Genomic DNA, 15,559 nt, shown 5'->3' on the forward strand with positions numbered 1-15,559 from the left:
CCAGGGCTCGGCGTGATCGCTGTTACCGATGTGCGGTTTTCCTACGACGGTACCCATCCTGCCCTCGACGGGGCCACCTTCGCCGCGCCGCGCGGTTCCTACACCTGCGTGGTGGGCGGAAACGGCAGCGGCAAGAGCACGCTCGCCCGCCATCTCAACGCCCTGTTGCTCCCCGATACCGGCACGGTGGCAATCGAAGGCCAGGTAACCGCGCCCGCCACCCTCGAGGCGGTTCGGCAGAAGGTGGCGCTCGTCTTCCAGAATCCCGAAGACCAACTCATAGCGCCCCTGGTGGAAGACGACGTGGCCTTCGGCCCCTGCAACGTGGGCGCGCCGGAAGACGAGGTGCGCGAGCGCGTGCGAAAGGCGCTCGCCGCCGTGGGGCTTACCGGTTTCGAGGGGCGGCAGATCGACGAGCTTTCGGGCGGGCAGAAGCAGCGCGTGGCGATCGCAGGCGCCTTGGCCATGCGCCCCGACGTCCTCGTGCTCGACGAGGCGTCGTCGATGCTCGACCCCGAAGGGCGCACCGAACTTGTCGCCCTCTGCCGCCGCCTCGCCGACGCCGGCACCACCGTGGTGAGCGTCACCCATTTCATGGACGAGGCCGCCCGCGCCGACCAGGTGATCGTGATGGAAGCGGGGCGCGTGGTACGCCAGGGGGCGCCTGCAAAGGTCTTCGACCGGAAGTTCGACGCGGCTGCCCTTTCGATCGAAGAACCCGCAGCCGCCCAGCTCTGCCGCGCCCTGGGCGCCCGGGGCATGATAGTGGACTGGACGCTCGATGAAGCGACCCTCGCCACCGCAATCGCCGAAGCGAACGGAACGGGCGCTCCAGACTCCGCGCGCCCCCACGAGGTCGCGCAAGCCGAACGCGCCGCCGCCCCTGCGACCGCCACCGACGTTACCGCTTCGCTGCTCGCCTTTTCCGACGTGGCCTTCTCCTACGATAGACCGCAAAAGACGCACGGCCGTCGCGGCAAGGCGAAGCCTGCGACCAGCCGCCGCATGGCCGTCGACAGCGTCACCTTGACCGTGGGCCCCGGCGAGATCGTGGGGCTTGTAGGCCGCACGGGCAGCGGCAAGAGCACGCTCGCCCGCCTCGCCGTGGGCCTTGCCCAGCCCGAGCGCGGAGCGGTGGCTGCCTTGGGCGCACCGCTCGCCGGACGTGCCGTGGCCGACATTGTGCGCAGCGGCGTGGGCGTGGCCTTCCAGCGGCCCGAACGGCAGATCTGCTGCCAGACCGTCTTCGACGACGTCGTCATGGGCCCGCGCAACCTAGGCGTTGCCGAAGGCGAACTCGAAGGCCGCTACACCCGCGCCATGGAGCGCATGAGGCTCGACGCGGACGCCCTGCGCGACGCCGATCCCTTCAAGCTTTCGGGAGGCCAGCAACGCCGCATCGCGCTTGCGGGCGTGCTGGCCATGGAACCCGCGGTCCTCGTCCTCGACGAGCCCGCCGCCGGGCTCGACCCCGCAAGCCGCGAGGGGATGCTCGACACGATTGACGCCCTGCGCGCAAGCGGTACCGCCATCCTGCTCATCTCGCATGCCATGGATGACTGCGCCCGCCTCTGCGACCGCATGGTCGTACTCGACGGCGGACGGGTGGTCGCGCAAGGGACGCCGGAAGCGATTTTCTCCAAGCCGGACACTCTGCGCGCCCACGGACTCGATCTCCCCGCCATCCAGCGGTTGGCCGACGAGGTGGCCCGCGCCGGCGTCGCCCTCGCCCACCCGGCCGCCCTGCGCACGATCGACCAGTTGGCCTGCGCCCTTACCAGCGCAGAGAAAACGCCCGCATGCGGGCACGGGGCCTCGCAAGCGGGCGCGTAGAGCAGGTGCACGAGGCGCGGGGCCTAGGCGAAGTCGTAGAGGTCCTTGGTGGCCTTCTGGAATTCCGCGTAGGCACGGCGAGCGATGCCCTCGTCGACCACCAGCTCAAAGGCGGACGGCTGCTCGTCTTCATCGAGTTCGGTGACCTCCATGATCACGATCTCGCCCGACGAGAGAGCCGGCGTGTCTTCGGTCACGGGGAAGAAGAACCCATAGCGGGCGCCGTCCATCAGCAGCAGGCCCAGAAATTCCAGATCGACCAGGTTGCCCTTCTCGTCTTGGAAGGTAAAGGTCTCGCCCTCTTCGACGGGCGGGGCAAAATTAGGGGCGCTTCCCGTTTTCACGTTGGGTCCTTTCATCGATGGGGCGCATGCGCGCCAGGAAAAAGAAAGCGCCCGCCGGGCGGCGGGCGCTCGTGTATGCCATTTTACTTGCTTTCGCCGCCGGGCTCGCCCTTGCCACCCTGTTTGTCGAACTTCTCTTTATCGACGATGCGAATCTCGGGCTCGTCGAGTACGGCCTGCTGCGCCTTGGCGGGGCGTCCGGCCTTCTTCTTGCGCTGGGCGGCGCGCTGGGCCTTGGCCTTCTGGGCGCCGGTAAGGACCGCGCCGTGACCGGCCGAGGCTCCCTTGGGCTTTTCCGTCGCCGTGTGGGCAACGGACGCAGGCTCGACGGCAGGCGCAGCCGCGTCAGCCGCGACCGCGGGCGCCTCCGCAGCAGCGGGAGTCGCGGCAATAGAGCCATGGGCGAAGGCGAAGCGGCCCACCTGGGTGCCGTACTTCTTCTCGAGCTTCTTGAATTTGGGCTCGTGGGTTTTCCACATCGCGAACAGGGGGCAGGCGATCGCGATCGACGAATAGGCGCCGGCGAGCAGGCCGATCACCATGGCGAAGGCGAAGTCTTTCAGGGTCTCGCTTCCGAAGAGCAGCATGGCGAACACGGGGATGATCGAGGTGAGCGTCGTGTTGATCGAACGGATGAAGACCTGGTTCATGGAATGGTTAGCCATGGTCATGAAGGTGCACTTCACGTTGCTGTGCTGCATGTTGTCGGAAATGCGGTGGAAGACGACCACCGTATCGTAGAGCGAGTATCCGAGAATCGTGAGCAGGGCGGCGATCGTATTGGGGTTCATCTCGCGACCCACCAGAGCGTAGATGCCCACGACCAGGATGATGTCATGCAGAAGGGCCACGATCGCGGTAATGCCCATCTTGTACTCGAAGCGGATGGCGATGTAGATGATGATGAGCACGAACGACGCGATGAGGGCGAAGAACATCGACTGCACGATGCTCGCACCCCAGTCGGGCCCAATGGTGCTCACCTGGAAGCTGTCGGTGGAAAGGCCCAGCTGGCCGGCCACCTGGGTGGCGGCGTAGTTGGCCGAAGCCGCGTCGGCGTTGGCGATGCGGACGATGAAGCCGTGCTCGCCGTTGCTTTCGGTGGTCTGCACCACGGGGTCGTTCTCGCCTTCGGCCTGGAAGGCATCGCGGATCTGGTCGGTGGTCACGGCGCCCGTGTCGTTGAAGGTGATGCTCGTGCCGCCCACGAATTCGATACCCAGGTTCAGGCCGCGCACGCCTATGACGGCGATGCAGAGCACCACCACGACGGCCGCGAGCGACAGGAAGACCTTGCGGTAGCCCAGGAAGTTGATGTCGTGCTTGAGGAAGCGACCCTTCAGACCGGCGGCAGCACGCGCGGCGGAGCGGCCCTCATCGCCGGCCTTGCGGGCGGCATAGGCTTCGGTGTCGGCGGCGTTGATGGCCTCGCCCGACACGGCGGTCTCGACGGTTTCGCCCTCGATTTCGGCAAGACGCCCGTAAACCTCGGCGGCATCTTCGCTGTCCTTCACGCCCCAGAAGCCGGGATGGCGCTTGATGGCGTGGGGGGCAAGCAGGCGGATGATGGGAGCCTTGAAGAGCAGCATCATCACGATGTCGCAGGCGATGCCGAGCGCCAGCGTGAGACCGAAGCCCTTGACCGAGCTCGTGGCCAGGAAGAAGAGGGTCAGGGCCGTGACCAAGGACACGAGGTCGGCGTCGATCGAGGTTTGGATGCCGTGGCGCACGCCGGTGATCGATGCGGCGCGCACGCTGCGCCCGAAGCGGATTTCCTCGCGGAAGCGCTCGAGCGTGAGGATCGACGAGTCGGCGGCCATGCCGATGGTGAGCACGATGCCCGCCACGCCGGCCAGCGACAGGCTGAAGAGGCCGAAGTGCGACAGGGTCGCGAGCAGGCCCAGATAGAAGACCGCGAAGACGGCCATGGCCGCGGCGGTGATCATGCCGAGCCCGCGGTAGAAGACGAGCAGGTAGATCATCACGAGCAGAAGGCCGATGAGGGCCACGATCACGCCGGAGGTCAGGGCGTCTTGGCCAAGCGTGGGGCCGACCGTCTGGGCCTGGCTGAAGCTGAAGCTCACGGGCAGAGAGCCGCTTTCGAGCACGGTCTTCAGGTTCTTGGCCTCGTCCTGGGTGTAGTTGCCGGTGATCTGCACGCGGCCGTCGGTGATTTCAGACTGCACGGCGGGGGCGGAATTCACTTCCCCGTCGAGGATGATGACGATCTTGCCGTGGGTGGGCGCGAGGTCCTTGCTCGCCTGGGCGAAGGCCTGGGTGCCCGCGTCGTCGAGCTCGATGTTGACGGCCCAGTAGGCACCGTCGCCGTTCTCGCGGTCGACGGTGACGTTCTTGATGTTGGCGCCGGTGACGATCGGCGTGTAGGTACCCTCTTCGACCGTGAGCGGACCGCCCGTGTTTTCGGCCGGCAGGCTGTTGCCGAAGGAGTCGGTCACCGTCGACGAGCCCTCGGTGAGGTCGCCCGTTTCGATCTTGTTCTTCACCGTTTCGTCGGTGAAGGAATCGAGGCGGGCGAACTCGAGCTTGCCCGTGCGGCCGATCGTGTCGAGGGCTTCCTGGGTGTCGGACAGGCCCGGGATCTGCACGAGAATCTGGTCGTTACCCTGGCGCTGGACGGTGGCTTCGGACGCGCCGAGCGCGTTGACGCGCGACTCGATGATGTCGCGGCTGTTGGCCATGTCGTCGTCGGAGACGTCGCCGCCGTTGGTGGAGTTGGCCTGCAGCACGACCGAAAGACCGCCCTGGATGTCGAGACCCTGGTTGATCTTCTCCTGCGGGGGCATGAACATCACGATCGAGCCGATAACCAGCAGCGTCGTGACGATGAGCAGCCACATGTTGCGGCGGTCGTTGCTCGAGGTGTGCGAGCGTTTCTTCTTCGTTTCAGCCATAGCGACCCTTCGTTGCCCGTGCAAGCCGGTGCTCGCACGACCGCCTCCGCGCACGGCGGCGGTTATCCTCGTTGGTTCGTAACCCATGCATTATGACACAAGAGCACCGTGCCCGCCTTTGCGCGCGCACGGTGCTGCACAGCGTACGGAAAAGGAGCGGAAACGGCGCGCCGACGTCGCAGAAGCGCATCGCCCGTACGGCCAAAGCGTCGTGGATTGGGGTCGCCCACGTCACCGGAAGGCCACGGAAACCGCCCGAGGCCTTCCGCAACCTTTTAATAGTCCTTGGCCGCCGGGGAATGCATCCACGCTTGGTAGAACTCTTCGTAGGCGTCGGCCAGAATGGCCTCGCGCGCCCGGGCCATAAGCTTGGTGAGGAAGTAGATGTTGTGCATCGACAAAAGGATGCCGCCGAGCATTTCGTTTTGCTTCACCAGATGGCGCAGGTAGGCCCGGGTGTACTGGGTGCATACGGGGCAGTCGCAGTCGTGGTCGAGCGGCGTGAAGTCGCGCGTGTATTTGGCGTTGCGCAGGTTCATGCGGCCGGTATGCGAGAAGGCCGTGCCCATGCGGCCCGTGCGGGTGGGCAGGACGCAGTCGAACATGTCGACGCCCTCGCGCACGGCGCGCACGAGCGTCGTGGGGTTGCCCACGCCCATCAGGTAGCGCGGGCGGTCGGCGGGCAGCGACCGAGCGGTGTCGCCCAGGGTCTCGAACATGACCTCGTGGTCTTCGCCGACCGAATAGCCGCCGATGCCGAAGCCGCCGAAACGGCGGCCGCCTGCGGCCAGGCTCGCCTGCTCGATATCCACCAGATGGCGCACGCTTTCCGCACGCAAGTCGCGGTGCATGCCGCCCTGTACGATGCCGAACAGGGTCTGGTCGGGGCGCGCGTGGGCGGCCAGGCAGCGGGCCGCCCATTCCCAGGACAGCTTGGTGCTCGCGGCCACGTCCTTCTTTTCGGCCGGGTAGCCGATGCACTGGTCGAGCTGCATGACGATGTCGGCGCCGATCTGCTCTTGGATCGCCATGTTGGTCTCAGGGGTCCAGCGATGCTTGCTGCCGTCGTAGTCGAGGGCCTGGAAGTTCACGCCCTGGGCGTCTTCCTTCATCATGTGGGCCAAGCTGAAGAGCTGGAAGCCGCCCGAATCGGTGAGCATGGGTCCGTCGTAGTTCATGAAGCGCGCAACGCCGCCGGCTTCGGCCACCACGTCGGCGCCGGGACGCATGTAGAGGTGGTAGGTGTTGGCGAGCACCACCTGGCTGCCCAGGCCGCGCAAGAGCTCGCCGGGGATTCCCTTGACCGTGGCGTGCGTGCCCACGGGCATGAACATGGGCGTGGAAAAGGTGCCGTGGGCGGTTTCGTAGGTGGTCGCGCGGGCGTTGCCGCTCGTCGCGTCGATTGTCAGGTCGAAGAGTGCCATCAGTCGTGGTCCTCCCATTGGGGTCGGGGCTTGCGGGAACGGTCGCCGGGGTGGGCGTAGCTCACGCCGGCCGGGTCGTCGTCCAAGGGCGAGCGGTTGGGACGCCCGGCGGCCGCGGCACGGCTTGGGCAGTCCGCCAGGCTCTGCGCGAAGGCCGCGAACTGGGCCAGGGTGCCGTGCTTGACCGACGCCACGTCGAAGCCGTTGTCGTTGATCAGGCAATCGGTCACCAGGTAGGCGTCCATGCCCGTATCGAGGCAAGCCAGGTCGTCGACGGTGTTGTTGCCCACCATGAGCACGCGGTCGGGCCGGGCGCCCGCTACGGCCAGGTTCTCGTAGTAGTAGGCAAGCTGGGGCTTGACCGCCGTTGAATTGTCGTAGCAGGTGATACGGGAAAAGAGGCTGCCGTCCACCTGGGCCCAGGCCAGGCGGGCGAGGACGCCCGCGCGCGGGAAGAGGGGCATCGTGGTCAGGTAGAGGGGATAGCCCTTGGCGGCCAGCAGGGCCACCGCCTCCTGGGCGGCCGGGTTGGGCACCACGCCCTTGCCGATCGTGGGGAATTCCTCGTCGTAGAAGCCCTGCAGGAAGTCGACGAGCATCCGCTTGTCCTTCAGCAGCACGGGACCGGCGATGGCGGCGTAAGCGTCGAAGAAGGCGTTCCAAAAGGCGGCCGCGTTGGTGATCGTCGAAGGATGGTCGCCCATGGCCAGGAACCCGGCGTCGAGCGCCTGGTTGAAGACGCCGGCGTTGATTCCCGCGCGGCGAGCGCGGGCGTCGAGCAGGCGGTAGTAGCGCTCGAGAAAGGTATGCGGGTCCAAATCGACCAGGGTGCCGTCCATATCGAAGAAGATCGCGTCGTAGGTGCGGCCGGGCTCGGCTTGGGTGCAGGCGGTCGCGGCGGCTTCGGGGTCGACGGCGTCGTAGCCCGTGCCCACCGCGCGCGCCATGCCGCTCGCCTCATCCGTCCGGTGCGCCATACGGACCACCCCGCGTTGACAAAACACACTGAGCCACCAGTCTAGCTCTACCGTCAACATACCAACCGCGAAACGAACCGCCCTCCCAACAATTCACATCGCCTGGGGCGCGCCTGCGGGCGGGATGATTTCGTTCATGCTCGTGTGTCCTCGTTCATTTGTTTCGCGTGCGTATCAGCAAAGAGTATACGGTATCGGCGAAAGCCCTGCGCCAGGCGCGCGAGCCGGGGCGCGGGACGCACTTGTGGCCGCCGTGCGCGCAAAGCGCCCGGCCCGCGCGGACTGCGGATTCTGCGCAATACGGGGCCGTTTGCTTTACGCCGGTTCGCGGGCCACGTAGTATGGGGCGCGGAAAGGAGGCCGTCGGCCATGAAAACCCTGCTTCACGCCTGCTGCGGGCCCTGCTCGCTCGAGCCCTACAAGCTGCTCGCCGCCCAGGGGCACGACCTGACCATCGCGTTCATGAACTCGAACATCCAGCCACGCGCGGAATACGACCACCGCTTGGCTACCCTGCGCGAGTGGGCGGACGCGAGCGGCATCCCCGTCGTCGAAGGCGTTTGGGACGCGTGCGCCTGGCGCGCCGAGGCGGGGCATATCACGGCCGAAGGCGGCCCCCGCGAGGACCGATGCCGCCATTGCTACCGCCTGCGCCTTACCGAGGCCGCAGCTTGGGCGGCCGCCCACGGGTTCGAAGGGCTTTCGACCACGCTCGCCGTGAGTCCTTACCAGCTCTTCGACATCTGCCACGAAGAGCTCGTCGCCGCCTGTCGGCCCTTCGGGCTTGTGCCCGTATGGCAGGATTTCCGCCCTTACTACCCCGAAGCGACGCGCGAGAGCAGGGATTTGGGCATGTACCGGCAGAACTACTGCGGATGCGTCTATTCCAAAGCCGAAGCCGAAGAGGAGCGGGCCGCACGCAAGCGCGCGCGTGCCGCCGAGCGGGCCCGCCGCGAAGCCGAGCTCGCCCCCCTGCGCGCCGCCGAAGAGGCCGCCCGCGCCCAGAAAAAGCGCGAGCGGGCCGCCTACGACGCCAAGCAGCGGGCCAAGAAAGCCGCCCGCAAGGCCGCCCGCGCCCAGCTCAAAGCCCAAGCGGCCGCTGCGGCGGGCGCAGACGGCGCAGCGCACGCAGGCTAGACAGGCGCTGAGCCCCACACCACGGCGCTCCATCGCCCGCCGCTTCGCTTCTCTACCCCCGCCGCCCGCAGGCGGCTTCCCAGAAAGGCAACCATGACCTACACCACCAGCGATTTCGACTACGACCTACCCGAAGACCGCATCGCCCAGGAGCCCTGGCCCGTGCGCGACGCGTGCAAGATGCTCGTAATGGACCGCGCGACCGGCGCCCTTGAAGATAAGATCTTCCGCGACATCATCGACTACATCGAGCCGGGCGACGTGCTGGTGGCCAACGAGACCCGCGTCATGCCCGCCCGCCTGCTGGGCCACAAGCACGAAACGGGCGGCGAAGCCGAAGTCTTCCTTTTGCGCGAGCACGACGCCGGCGGGGCGCCAACGAACACGAGCGCCCTGTGGGAAGTGCTTGTGCGGCCCGGCAAGCGCCTCAAGCCCGGCGCCCGCATCGATTTCACCGACAAGACCGACCCCCAAGGGCGCGTGGCCCTTTCCGCCGAAATCGTCGACTTCACGCCGGGCGGCAAAGGCGAGCGCCTGGCACGGCTGTCCACCGACACGCACAAAACGCTCGACGAGGCCCTGCATGCCGTGGGCCACACGCCGCTGCCGCCTTACATCAAGCACTACGCGGGCGACGAGGAAATGTACCAGACCGTCTATTCCAAGGAAGAGACGAGCGCCGCAGCCCCCACGGCCGGCCTGCACTTCACGCCCGAGCTGATCGAGCGCATCAAGGCCAAGGGCGCCTTCTGGGAGACCGTCGAGCTGCAGGTGGGGATCGACACCTTCCGCATCGTCGACGAGGAGGACCCCACCACCCACAAGATGCATACCGAAACCTACACGGTCCCGCAAGGAGTGGTGGATGCGATCGATAACGCCCATGCGCGCGGCAACAAGGTAATCGCCGTGGGCACGACGAGCACGCGCAGCCTCGAATCGGCCTGGGACGAAGCGGCGGACAGCCTGGTGGCGCGCAAGAACGACCATACGAGCCTCTTCTTGTTCCCCGGGAGCACCTTCCACGTGATCGACGGGCTCATCACCAACTTCCACGTGCCGCGCTCGACGCTCATGATGCTTGTGTCGGCCTTCAGCAGCCGCGACGCCATCATGGCGGCTTACCGACATGCGATCGACAACGGTTACCGCATGCTCTCTTTCGGCGACGCCATGTTCATCCACTAGTACGGCCAGGGGCGACAGCGTAGCGCCTCGCCCCGTCCCGCAGGACGAGCAACCCGGCAGCAGGGGCGCGAGCGAAGCGCACGCGCCCCGTCCCGCAGGTGGAACGCGACCCGCGACAGGGGCGACAGCGAAGCGCCTCGCCCCGTCCCGCAGGTTGACCCTGCCACCAGGCGGTCCTGTGCCGGGGCGGGCGCCCGTCGGCCTCTTCGGCCCGCGTCACGTCGACCGCATCGCGCAAACTGCCCCAGCTCATCGCGCACCGTCCCCGGAATCAAGGTCGGAAAGCTGCGCGAACATGCGCTGCGCGGCCACCTCGCCGTAACCGAACGCGGGGTTGGCCCAGTTGGCGAAGGGGTAGATCGAGATGCCCCCGCGCGGGTAGAACATGCCGCGGACCTCGATGTACTTGGGGTCCATGAGCGCGACCAGATCCTTCATGATCACGTTGGTCACATCTTCGTGGAAGTCGCCGTGGTTGCGGAAGCTGAACAGATAGAGCTTGAGACTCTTGCTTTCCACCATGCGGACGTGGGGAATGTAGTTGATGTAGAGCGTGGCGAAATCGGGCTGGCCGGTGATCGGGCACAGCGTGGTGAATTCGGGGCAGCGAAAGGTGACCATGTAATCGTGGTCTTGGTGCTTGTTCTCGAACGTTTCCAACAGGCTGGGATCGTAGTCGGTAGCGTAACGCGTCCCTTGGCTCCCCAGCTTGGTGAGCCCTTCGGCGGCGCGGTCGCGGCCGCCCTGCTCCTCTTCGGCCATATGCCATCCTTCCTTGAGGTGTCGTATTGCAACCGTTCACTATACCATGCGGCCGTACGGCGCCCGTGTTGCCAGCACGCCGACGAGCAACCGCATTCCTGCCGATTCGCGCCATCGCTTCTCCCTTCTCCCGTTCGGTTTGCGGTCCGACATGCTCAGACCATAGGGGATGGGACCGGCTTCGGGATATACCACAACAGTTGCGCCACGTGCGGAAATTTGCGGTGAGCGTTGCGCCTCGTATGCGCAGCTTCGCCCCGTACGCCTGCAGGCCAAATGCATCCGCATAAGAGTCCCCGCATTGCATATTCGCCCACAACGCATATAATTTGCGCACGGTATACACAGCCATGATAGAGGCGCGGTTCTCATCAGTACCCCGTGCGCAACCGGGAAGGGGCGCGGGCGAAAGGGTCGAACCGCCGAAGGGCGAAGGCCTCCCAACCTTCGCGCCTGGGGCGCGGCAGAACATGTCGCGCACTGTCGCTTTCGCGGAGAGCTATCACGACCGGTACGGGGTGCGCTCCGAACGGGTCATGGTAATCATGGCCCCGACTTCGACAAAGGAGCAATCTGTGGAATTCATCGGCACCTTCTGGTCGCTCGTGCCGCCCATCGTGGCCATCGCGCTCGCGCTCATCACCAAGGAGACCTACACGTCGCTGTTCATCGGCGTCGTGGTGGGGGCCCTCCTGCTCGCCGGCGGCAACCCGGTCGACACCCTCAACTACATCATTTCCGGCCAGATCGGCGACGGGGACGACGCCATGCCCGTGGGCTTCATCAACGCGATTTCCGATTCGTCCAACGCCGGCATCTTCGTCTTCCTCATCATCCTGGGCATCATGGTCGCCGTGATCAACCGGGCCGGCGGGTCGGCCGCCTTCGGGCGTTGGGCCGCCAGCCACATCAAGAGCCGCCGCGGCGCCATGCTCGCCACCTTCCTTCTGGGGTGCCTCATCTTCATCGACGACTACTTCAACTGCCTCACCGTGGGCGCCGTGATGCGCCCGATCACCGACGAGCAGAAGATCTCGCGCGCCAAGCTGTCCTACCTGATCGATGCCACGGCTGCGCCCGTCTGCATCATCGCCCCGGTATCGAGCTGGGCGGCCGCCGTGTCGGCCACCGCCGCCGACCTCGACAACGGCATGTCGGGCATCCAGCTGTTCATCTCCACGATTCCCTACAACTTCTATTCGCTGCTCACGATCACCTTCATCATCGCGATCTGCTTCATGGGCTTCGACTACGGTCCCATGGCCAAAGCCGAGTTCGAGGCCTACCGCAACGGCAACTTGGGCAAGCTCACCGACGAAGCGCGCCTGGAAAACGACCGCGCCCGCCTGTGGGACATGGTCCTGCCCATCATCCTGCTCATCGTCTTCTGCGTGATCGGCATGCTCTACGTGGGCGGCTTCTGGGACCCCGAAGCGGAAGGCTTTGGCGACCTGGCACTCGCCTTCGGTGACACCGACGCTTCGGTCGGCCTGCCCTGGGGCTCGCTTATCGCGCTCATCCTCTCCTTCATCTACCTGCTCGCCCGCCACACGATCACCTTCAAAGACGCCACCGACTGCATCGTCACGGGTTTCCGCGCCATGGTGCCCGCCATGCTCATCCTCACCTTCGCCCTCACGCTCAAGCTCGCCACCAACGCCCTGGGCGCCGACGTCTACGTCGCCGGGCTCATGCAGAATGCCGCCGCGGGCCTGTTCAACTTCCTGCCGGCGATCATCTACCTGGTGGCCTTGGGGCTCGCCTTCGCCACGGGCACGAGCTGGGGCACCTTCGGCATCCTGATCCCCATCGTCCTGCCCATCTTCTCCAACGACCCCACCCTGCTCACGATCGGCATCGCCGCCTGCCTGGCGGGCGCCGTCAACGGCGACCATTGCTCGCCCATTTCCGACACGACGATCATGGCTTCGGCCGGCTCCGACATCCACCACGTCGACCATGTGAGCACCCAGCTGCCCTACGCGCTCACCGTGGGCGCCATCTCCTGCGTGATGTTCCTCATCGCGGGCTTCGTGCAGAACTGGCTCATCTGCCTGCCGGTGGGCATCGTCCTCACGATCGGCACGCTGTTCGTCCTGCGCGCCACCGTGGGCAAGAAGTCCTACGAGGACCTGAAAGCCTACGAGGCCGGCAACTAAGTTGCCCGCGCACATCGCTCGCGCAAGCGCCCCCGCACCCTGCGGGGGCGCTTTTTTTTCGCGCCCGAGCCACCTCAAATCGTCAAGAACGAGGAAAGAGAGCGGGGCAATCCCGTCCCTGTGCAATACGAAGTACGCTGGAGGCGCCAAGCACCCCGGCCCAGGAAGCGTCATCATGCACCGGCGCACGTTCCACATCTCTCGCACCGACAGCCTTCCTGAAAAGCTAGAGGGCATCGCGGATGCCCAGACGGTGGCGCGTGCAAGGCAAGCGGGCGGCTGCGAGCAGAATGCCGGAGCCGCCCGCACTCCCTAGAGCTTCTCGAGCGGGGCCTCGCTATCGAAGGCCGCAGCACCCGATGCGGCCAATTCGGCCCGATACTCGCGGTCGATGGCGCCCGCACCCGAAGGCGGCGCCACCTCGAAGGGCACGGCCGGCGTCACCAGGCTCACCAGGGGCACGATCGCAAGCGACGCGAGCATGGCCACGGCACCCGCCACGATTGGCGACCCCAAAAAGGGCACGACCATGTTGCCCACGGTAAGGCCCACGCCGACGGCGAAGCTGGCCCACACGCTCGCCTTTGACACGCGGTTGCTGAACAGGCCCCAAAAGAGCGGGCCCAAGAAGGCACCGGCGAGAGCGCCCCACGAGATGCCCATGAGCTGGGCGATGAAGGTAATCGTCGAATGGTACTGCACAAGCGCGATCGCCGCCGATAGGGCCACAAAGACCACGACGAGGCCCCGCATCCAGGCAAGCGAGCGCGCCTCGGACATCTTTTTCACCACGTTGCCCTTGAGCAGGTCGAGCGTGAGCACCGACGAGCTCGTGAGCACCAGGCTCGACAGGGTCGACATGCTTGCCGAAAGGACGAGGACCACCACCAGGCCTACCAAGAGGTCGGGCAGGTTGGAAAGCATCGTGGGCACGATCGAGTCGAAGACGGGCGTGCCGTTGGGGGCGTAGGCGATTTGGTCGGCGTAGAGGCGGCCGAACCCGCCCAAAAAGTAGCTGCCGCCCGCCACGACGAACGCGAAGAGGGTCGAGATGATCGCACCCTGCTTCACGGCCGGGCCGCTCTTGATCGCGTAGAACTTCTGCACCATCTGCGGCAGGCCCCAGGTACCCAAACTGGTGAGGATTACAACGGCAATCAGGTTGGGCAAATCGGGTCCGAACATGCTCGTCAAGGCGCCCTGCAGGCTCGACCCTTCAACGGGCACCTGCGAAAGCGACACCATTGCCTGCGCGGCCCCGCCGTTGTCGGCGAGCACCGCCGCCACAACCGCCACGATGCCCGCAAGCATCACCAGACCCTGTAGGAAGTCGTTGACCACCGTGGCCATGTAGCCGCCAAGCACCACGTAGACGCAGGTCACTACCGCCATCGCGACGACGCAGGCCTCGTAGGGCACGTCGAATGCCATCGTGAACAGGCGCGAGAGCCCGTTGTAAACCGACGCGGTGTAGGGAATGAGGAAGACGAAGATGATGGCTGCCGCCGCGATGCGCAGGCCCCTGCTGCGGTAGCGCTTGCCGAAGAATTCGGGCATCGTGGCCGCCTTGAGGCGCTGGGTCATCTCGCGCGTGCGCGGGCCGAGCACCCACCAGGCGAGCAAACTGCCCACCACCGCGTTGCCGATCCCGATCCACGCAGCCGAAATGCCGAACTTCCAGCCAAACTGGCCGGCGTAGCCGACGAAAATGACCGCAGAAAAATAACTCGTGCCAAAGGCGAAGGCCGAGAGCCACGGCCCTACGTTGCGCCCGCCGAGCACGAAACCGTCAACGGTGGCGGCATGCCGCCGCGTATAGATGCCCACGCCGATCACGACGCAGAAGAAGGCGATGATCATCGCGAGTTTTTCCCACATGGACTACCCCTCTATCGAAACTTGAAGCTACACGGAGGCGCGCACAACGATCGCCCTCTCCGAGCGCATGCTCGGGCGGGGGCACCCTGTGCGCTACAGATATCGATAGGAATAAGAGGCGTGGGAAACGACGCTGCGGCCCGCGGCCTCATGGTCGCGTGCGAAAGAGCTGGTCTGTGCGTCGTCTAACATCATGCGGCCACTTTACCATACGAAAGTGACCACGCACGAAATCGACCGCATCGAAGGGGCAATTACGCCGCTTACGGCCCGCGCGGCGCCTCTCGCCGCAGGCGAGAGGGCAAGCCCCGTCGGCTCCTGCAGCCGCACACGCCCTGAGGCGCATCGATTAACGCACAATTCTCGAGCACATTGCACGAATAGGGCGAAAGAACGCCAGAATTGTGCGTTAATCGACGGAGCACGAAGAGCTTCGCCGGGCTCCCCGACCGATCCGCCGGGACCGCATCCCCCCGACTCACGCACGCACGGTCGATCGGCAGCAAGACGCTCTTGTCGGTCCACCCGCCCCGAAACAGCATGCTCCAACGAGAAGGGCGTGTTGCACGAACCGACCTCTGAGCGCGCCTGCCGCCCCTACGCAAAAAGGGGAGCCGGATTTCTCCGACTCCCCTTTGAGGGCGCGCATGCGGCTGCGCGCTATGGGCGTGCGACCTAGGCGATGACCGAAGCGACCATGGCGATAGCGGCAACGGCCATCGGGGCGGAAGCGATGAGGTTCTTGGCGAATACGTTCTTCATGATGAGGTCTCCTTCTCGTGCGTCTGTCTTCTCGTTTCTTGCGGAAGAGACTATAGGGCCCTGCACAAGCGCTTTCAATGCGGACAATAATCGGTTTTTATTGGTCATTTGGCAGCTCATGCATCAAACTGCCTTTTGCAATCACTTACAGTGCATAGAAACCTGCCCCATATGCTTCAATAC

The 15,559-nt window shown here is 65.6% G+C and carries 11 protein-coding genes and 1 riboswitch; of the genes, 4 read left to right on the forward strand and 7 right to left on the reverse strand.

Translation table 11 applies throughout. From position 1 onward, the window contains the following. The first annotated feature begins 12 nt into the window (after positions 1 to 12). The gene (locus BN3270_RS09375) at positions 13 to 1,833 is read left to right on the forward strand and encodes an ABC transporter ATP-binding protein (RefSeq protein ID WP_058985251.1); all 1,821 of its coding nucleotides are present in this window, start codon (positions 13 to 15) and stop codon (positions 1,831 to 1,833) included. A gap of 23 nt (positions 1,834 to 1,856) precedes the next feature. On the opposite strand, the gene BN3270_RS00865 is transcribed toward BN3270_RS09375, so the two are convergent. From BN3270_RS00865 to BN3270_RS00880, 4 genes are all read right to left on the reverse strand, one after another. Continuing rightward, positions 1,857 to 2,177: a DUF1292 domain-containing protein gene (locus BN3270_RS00865; protein WP_271711858.1), complete on the reverse strand. Its 321-nt coding sequence runs from the start codon at positions 2,175 to 2,177 to the stop codon at positions 1,857 to 1,859. A gap of 83 nt (positions 2,178 to 2,260) precedes the next feature. After that, positions 2,261 to 5,089, reverse strand: coding sequence for a protein translocase subunit SecDF (locus BN3270_RS00870; protein ID WP_058985254.1), 2,829 nt, complete (start codon positions 5,087 to 5,089; stop codon positions 2,261 to 2,263). 275 nt (positions 5,090 to 5,364) lie between these two features. Further along, positions 5,365 to 6,513: a tRNA guanosine(34) transglycosylase Tgt gene (gene tgt / locus BN3270_RS00875; RefSeq protein ID WP_058985256.1), complete on the reverse strand. Its 1,149-nt coding sequence runs from the start codon at positions 6,511 to 6,513 to the stop codon at positions 5,365 to 5,367. After that, positions 6,513 to 7,490, reverse strand: coding sequence for an HAD family hydrolase (locus tag BN3270_RS00880; RefSeq protein ID WP_167551305.1), 978 nt, complete (start codon positions 7,488 to 7,490; stop codon positions 6,513 to 6,515). Before BN3270_RS00880 ends, tgt begins: the two co-directional genes overlap by 1 nt. A 369-nt stretch (positions 7,491 to 7,859) precedes the next feature. On the opposite strand from BN3270_RS00880, the gene BN3270_RS00885 reads away from it, so the two are divergent. Further along, positions 7,860 to 8,627 (forward strand): epoxyqueuosine reductase QueH, encoded by a 768-nt coding sequence (locus tag BN3270_RS00885; protein ID WP_058985260.1) that lies wholly within the window; start codon positions 7,860 to 7,862, stop codon positions 8,625 to 8,627. A 93-nt stretch (positions 8,628 to 8,720) separates the two neighbouring features. Continuing rightward, positions 8,721 to 9,815, forward strand: a complete 1,095-nt coding sequence (queA, locus tag BN3270_RS00890) for a tRNA preQ1(34) S-adenosylmethionine ribosyltransferase-isomerase QueA (protein ID WP_058985262.1) — start codon at positions 8,721 to 8,723, stop codon at positions 9,813 to 9,815. 249 nt (positions 9,816 to 10,064) lie between these two features. On the opposite strand, the gene queF is transcribed toward queA, so the two are convergent. Then, positions 10,065 to 10,577 (reverse strand): preQ(1) synthase, encoded by a 513-nt coding sequence (gene queF / locus BN3270_RS00895; RefSeq protein ID WP_058985264.1) that lies wholly within the window; start codon positions 10,575 to 10,577, stop codon positions 10,065 to 10,067. A 346-nt stretch (positions 10,578 to 10,923) separates the two neighbouring features. After that, positions 10,924 to 11,087, forward strand: a riboswitch (Lysine riboswitch). Between the two features lie 65 nt (positions 11,088 to 11,152). Here queF and BN3270_RS00900 point away from each other — a divergent pair. Next, on the forward strand, positions 11,153 to 12,736 hold the full coding sequence (locus tag BN3270_RS00900; RefSeq protein ID WP_058985267.1) for a Na+/H+ antiporter NhaC family protein: 1,584 nt from the start codon (positions 11,153 to 11,155) through the stop codon (positions 12,734 to 12,736). A gap of 312 nt (positions 12,737 to 13,048) precedes the next feature. On the opposite strand, the gene BN3270_RS00905 is transcribed toward BN3270_RS00900, so the two are convergent. Then, entirely contained in the window at positions 13,049 to 14,614 is a 1,566-nt protein-coding gene (locus tag BN3270_RS00905) for a sodium:solute symporter family protein (protein WP_058985269.1), read from the reverse strand. Positions 14,615 to 15,289: 675 nt separating this feature from the next. Then, positions 15,290 to 15,496 carry a hypothetical protein gene (locus tag BN3270_RS09380; protein WP_271711859.1) on the reverse strand — a complete coding sequence of 69 codons (207 nt, stop codon included), beginning with the start codon at positions 15,494 to 15,496 and terminating at the stop codon, positions 15,290 to 15,292. Positions 15,497 to 15,559 lie beyond the last annotated feature (63 nt).

The sequence above is a fragment of the Hugonella massiliensis genome, assembly GCA_001486445.1.
GTDB lineage: Bacteria > Actinomycetota > Coriobacteriia > Coriobacteriales > Eggerthellaceae > Hugonella > Hugonella massiliensis.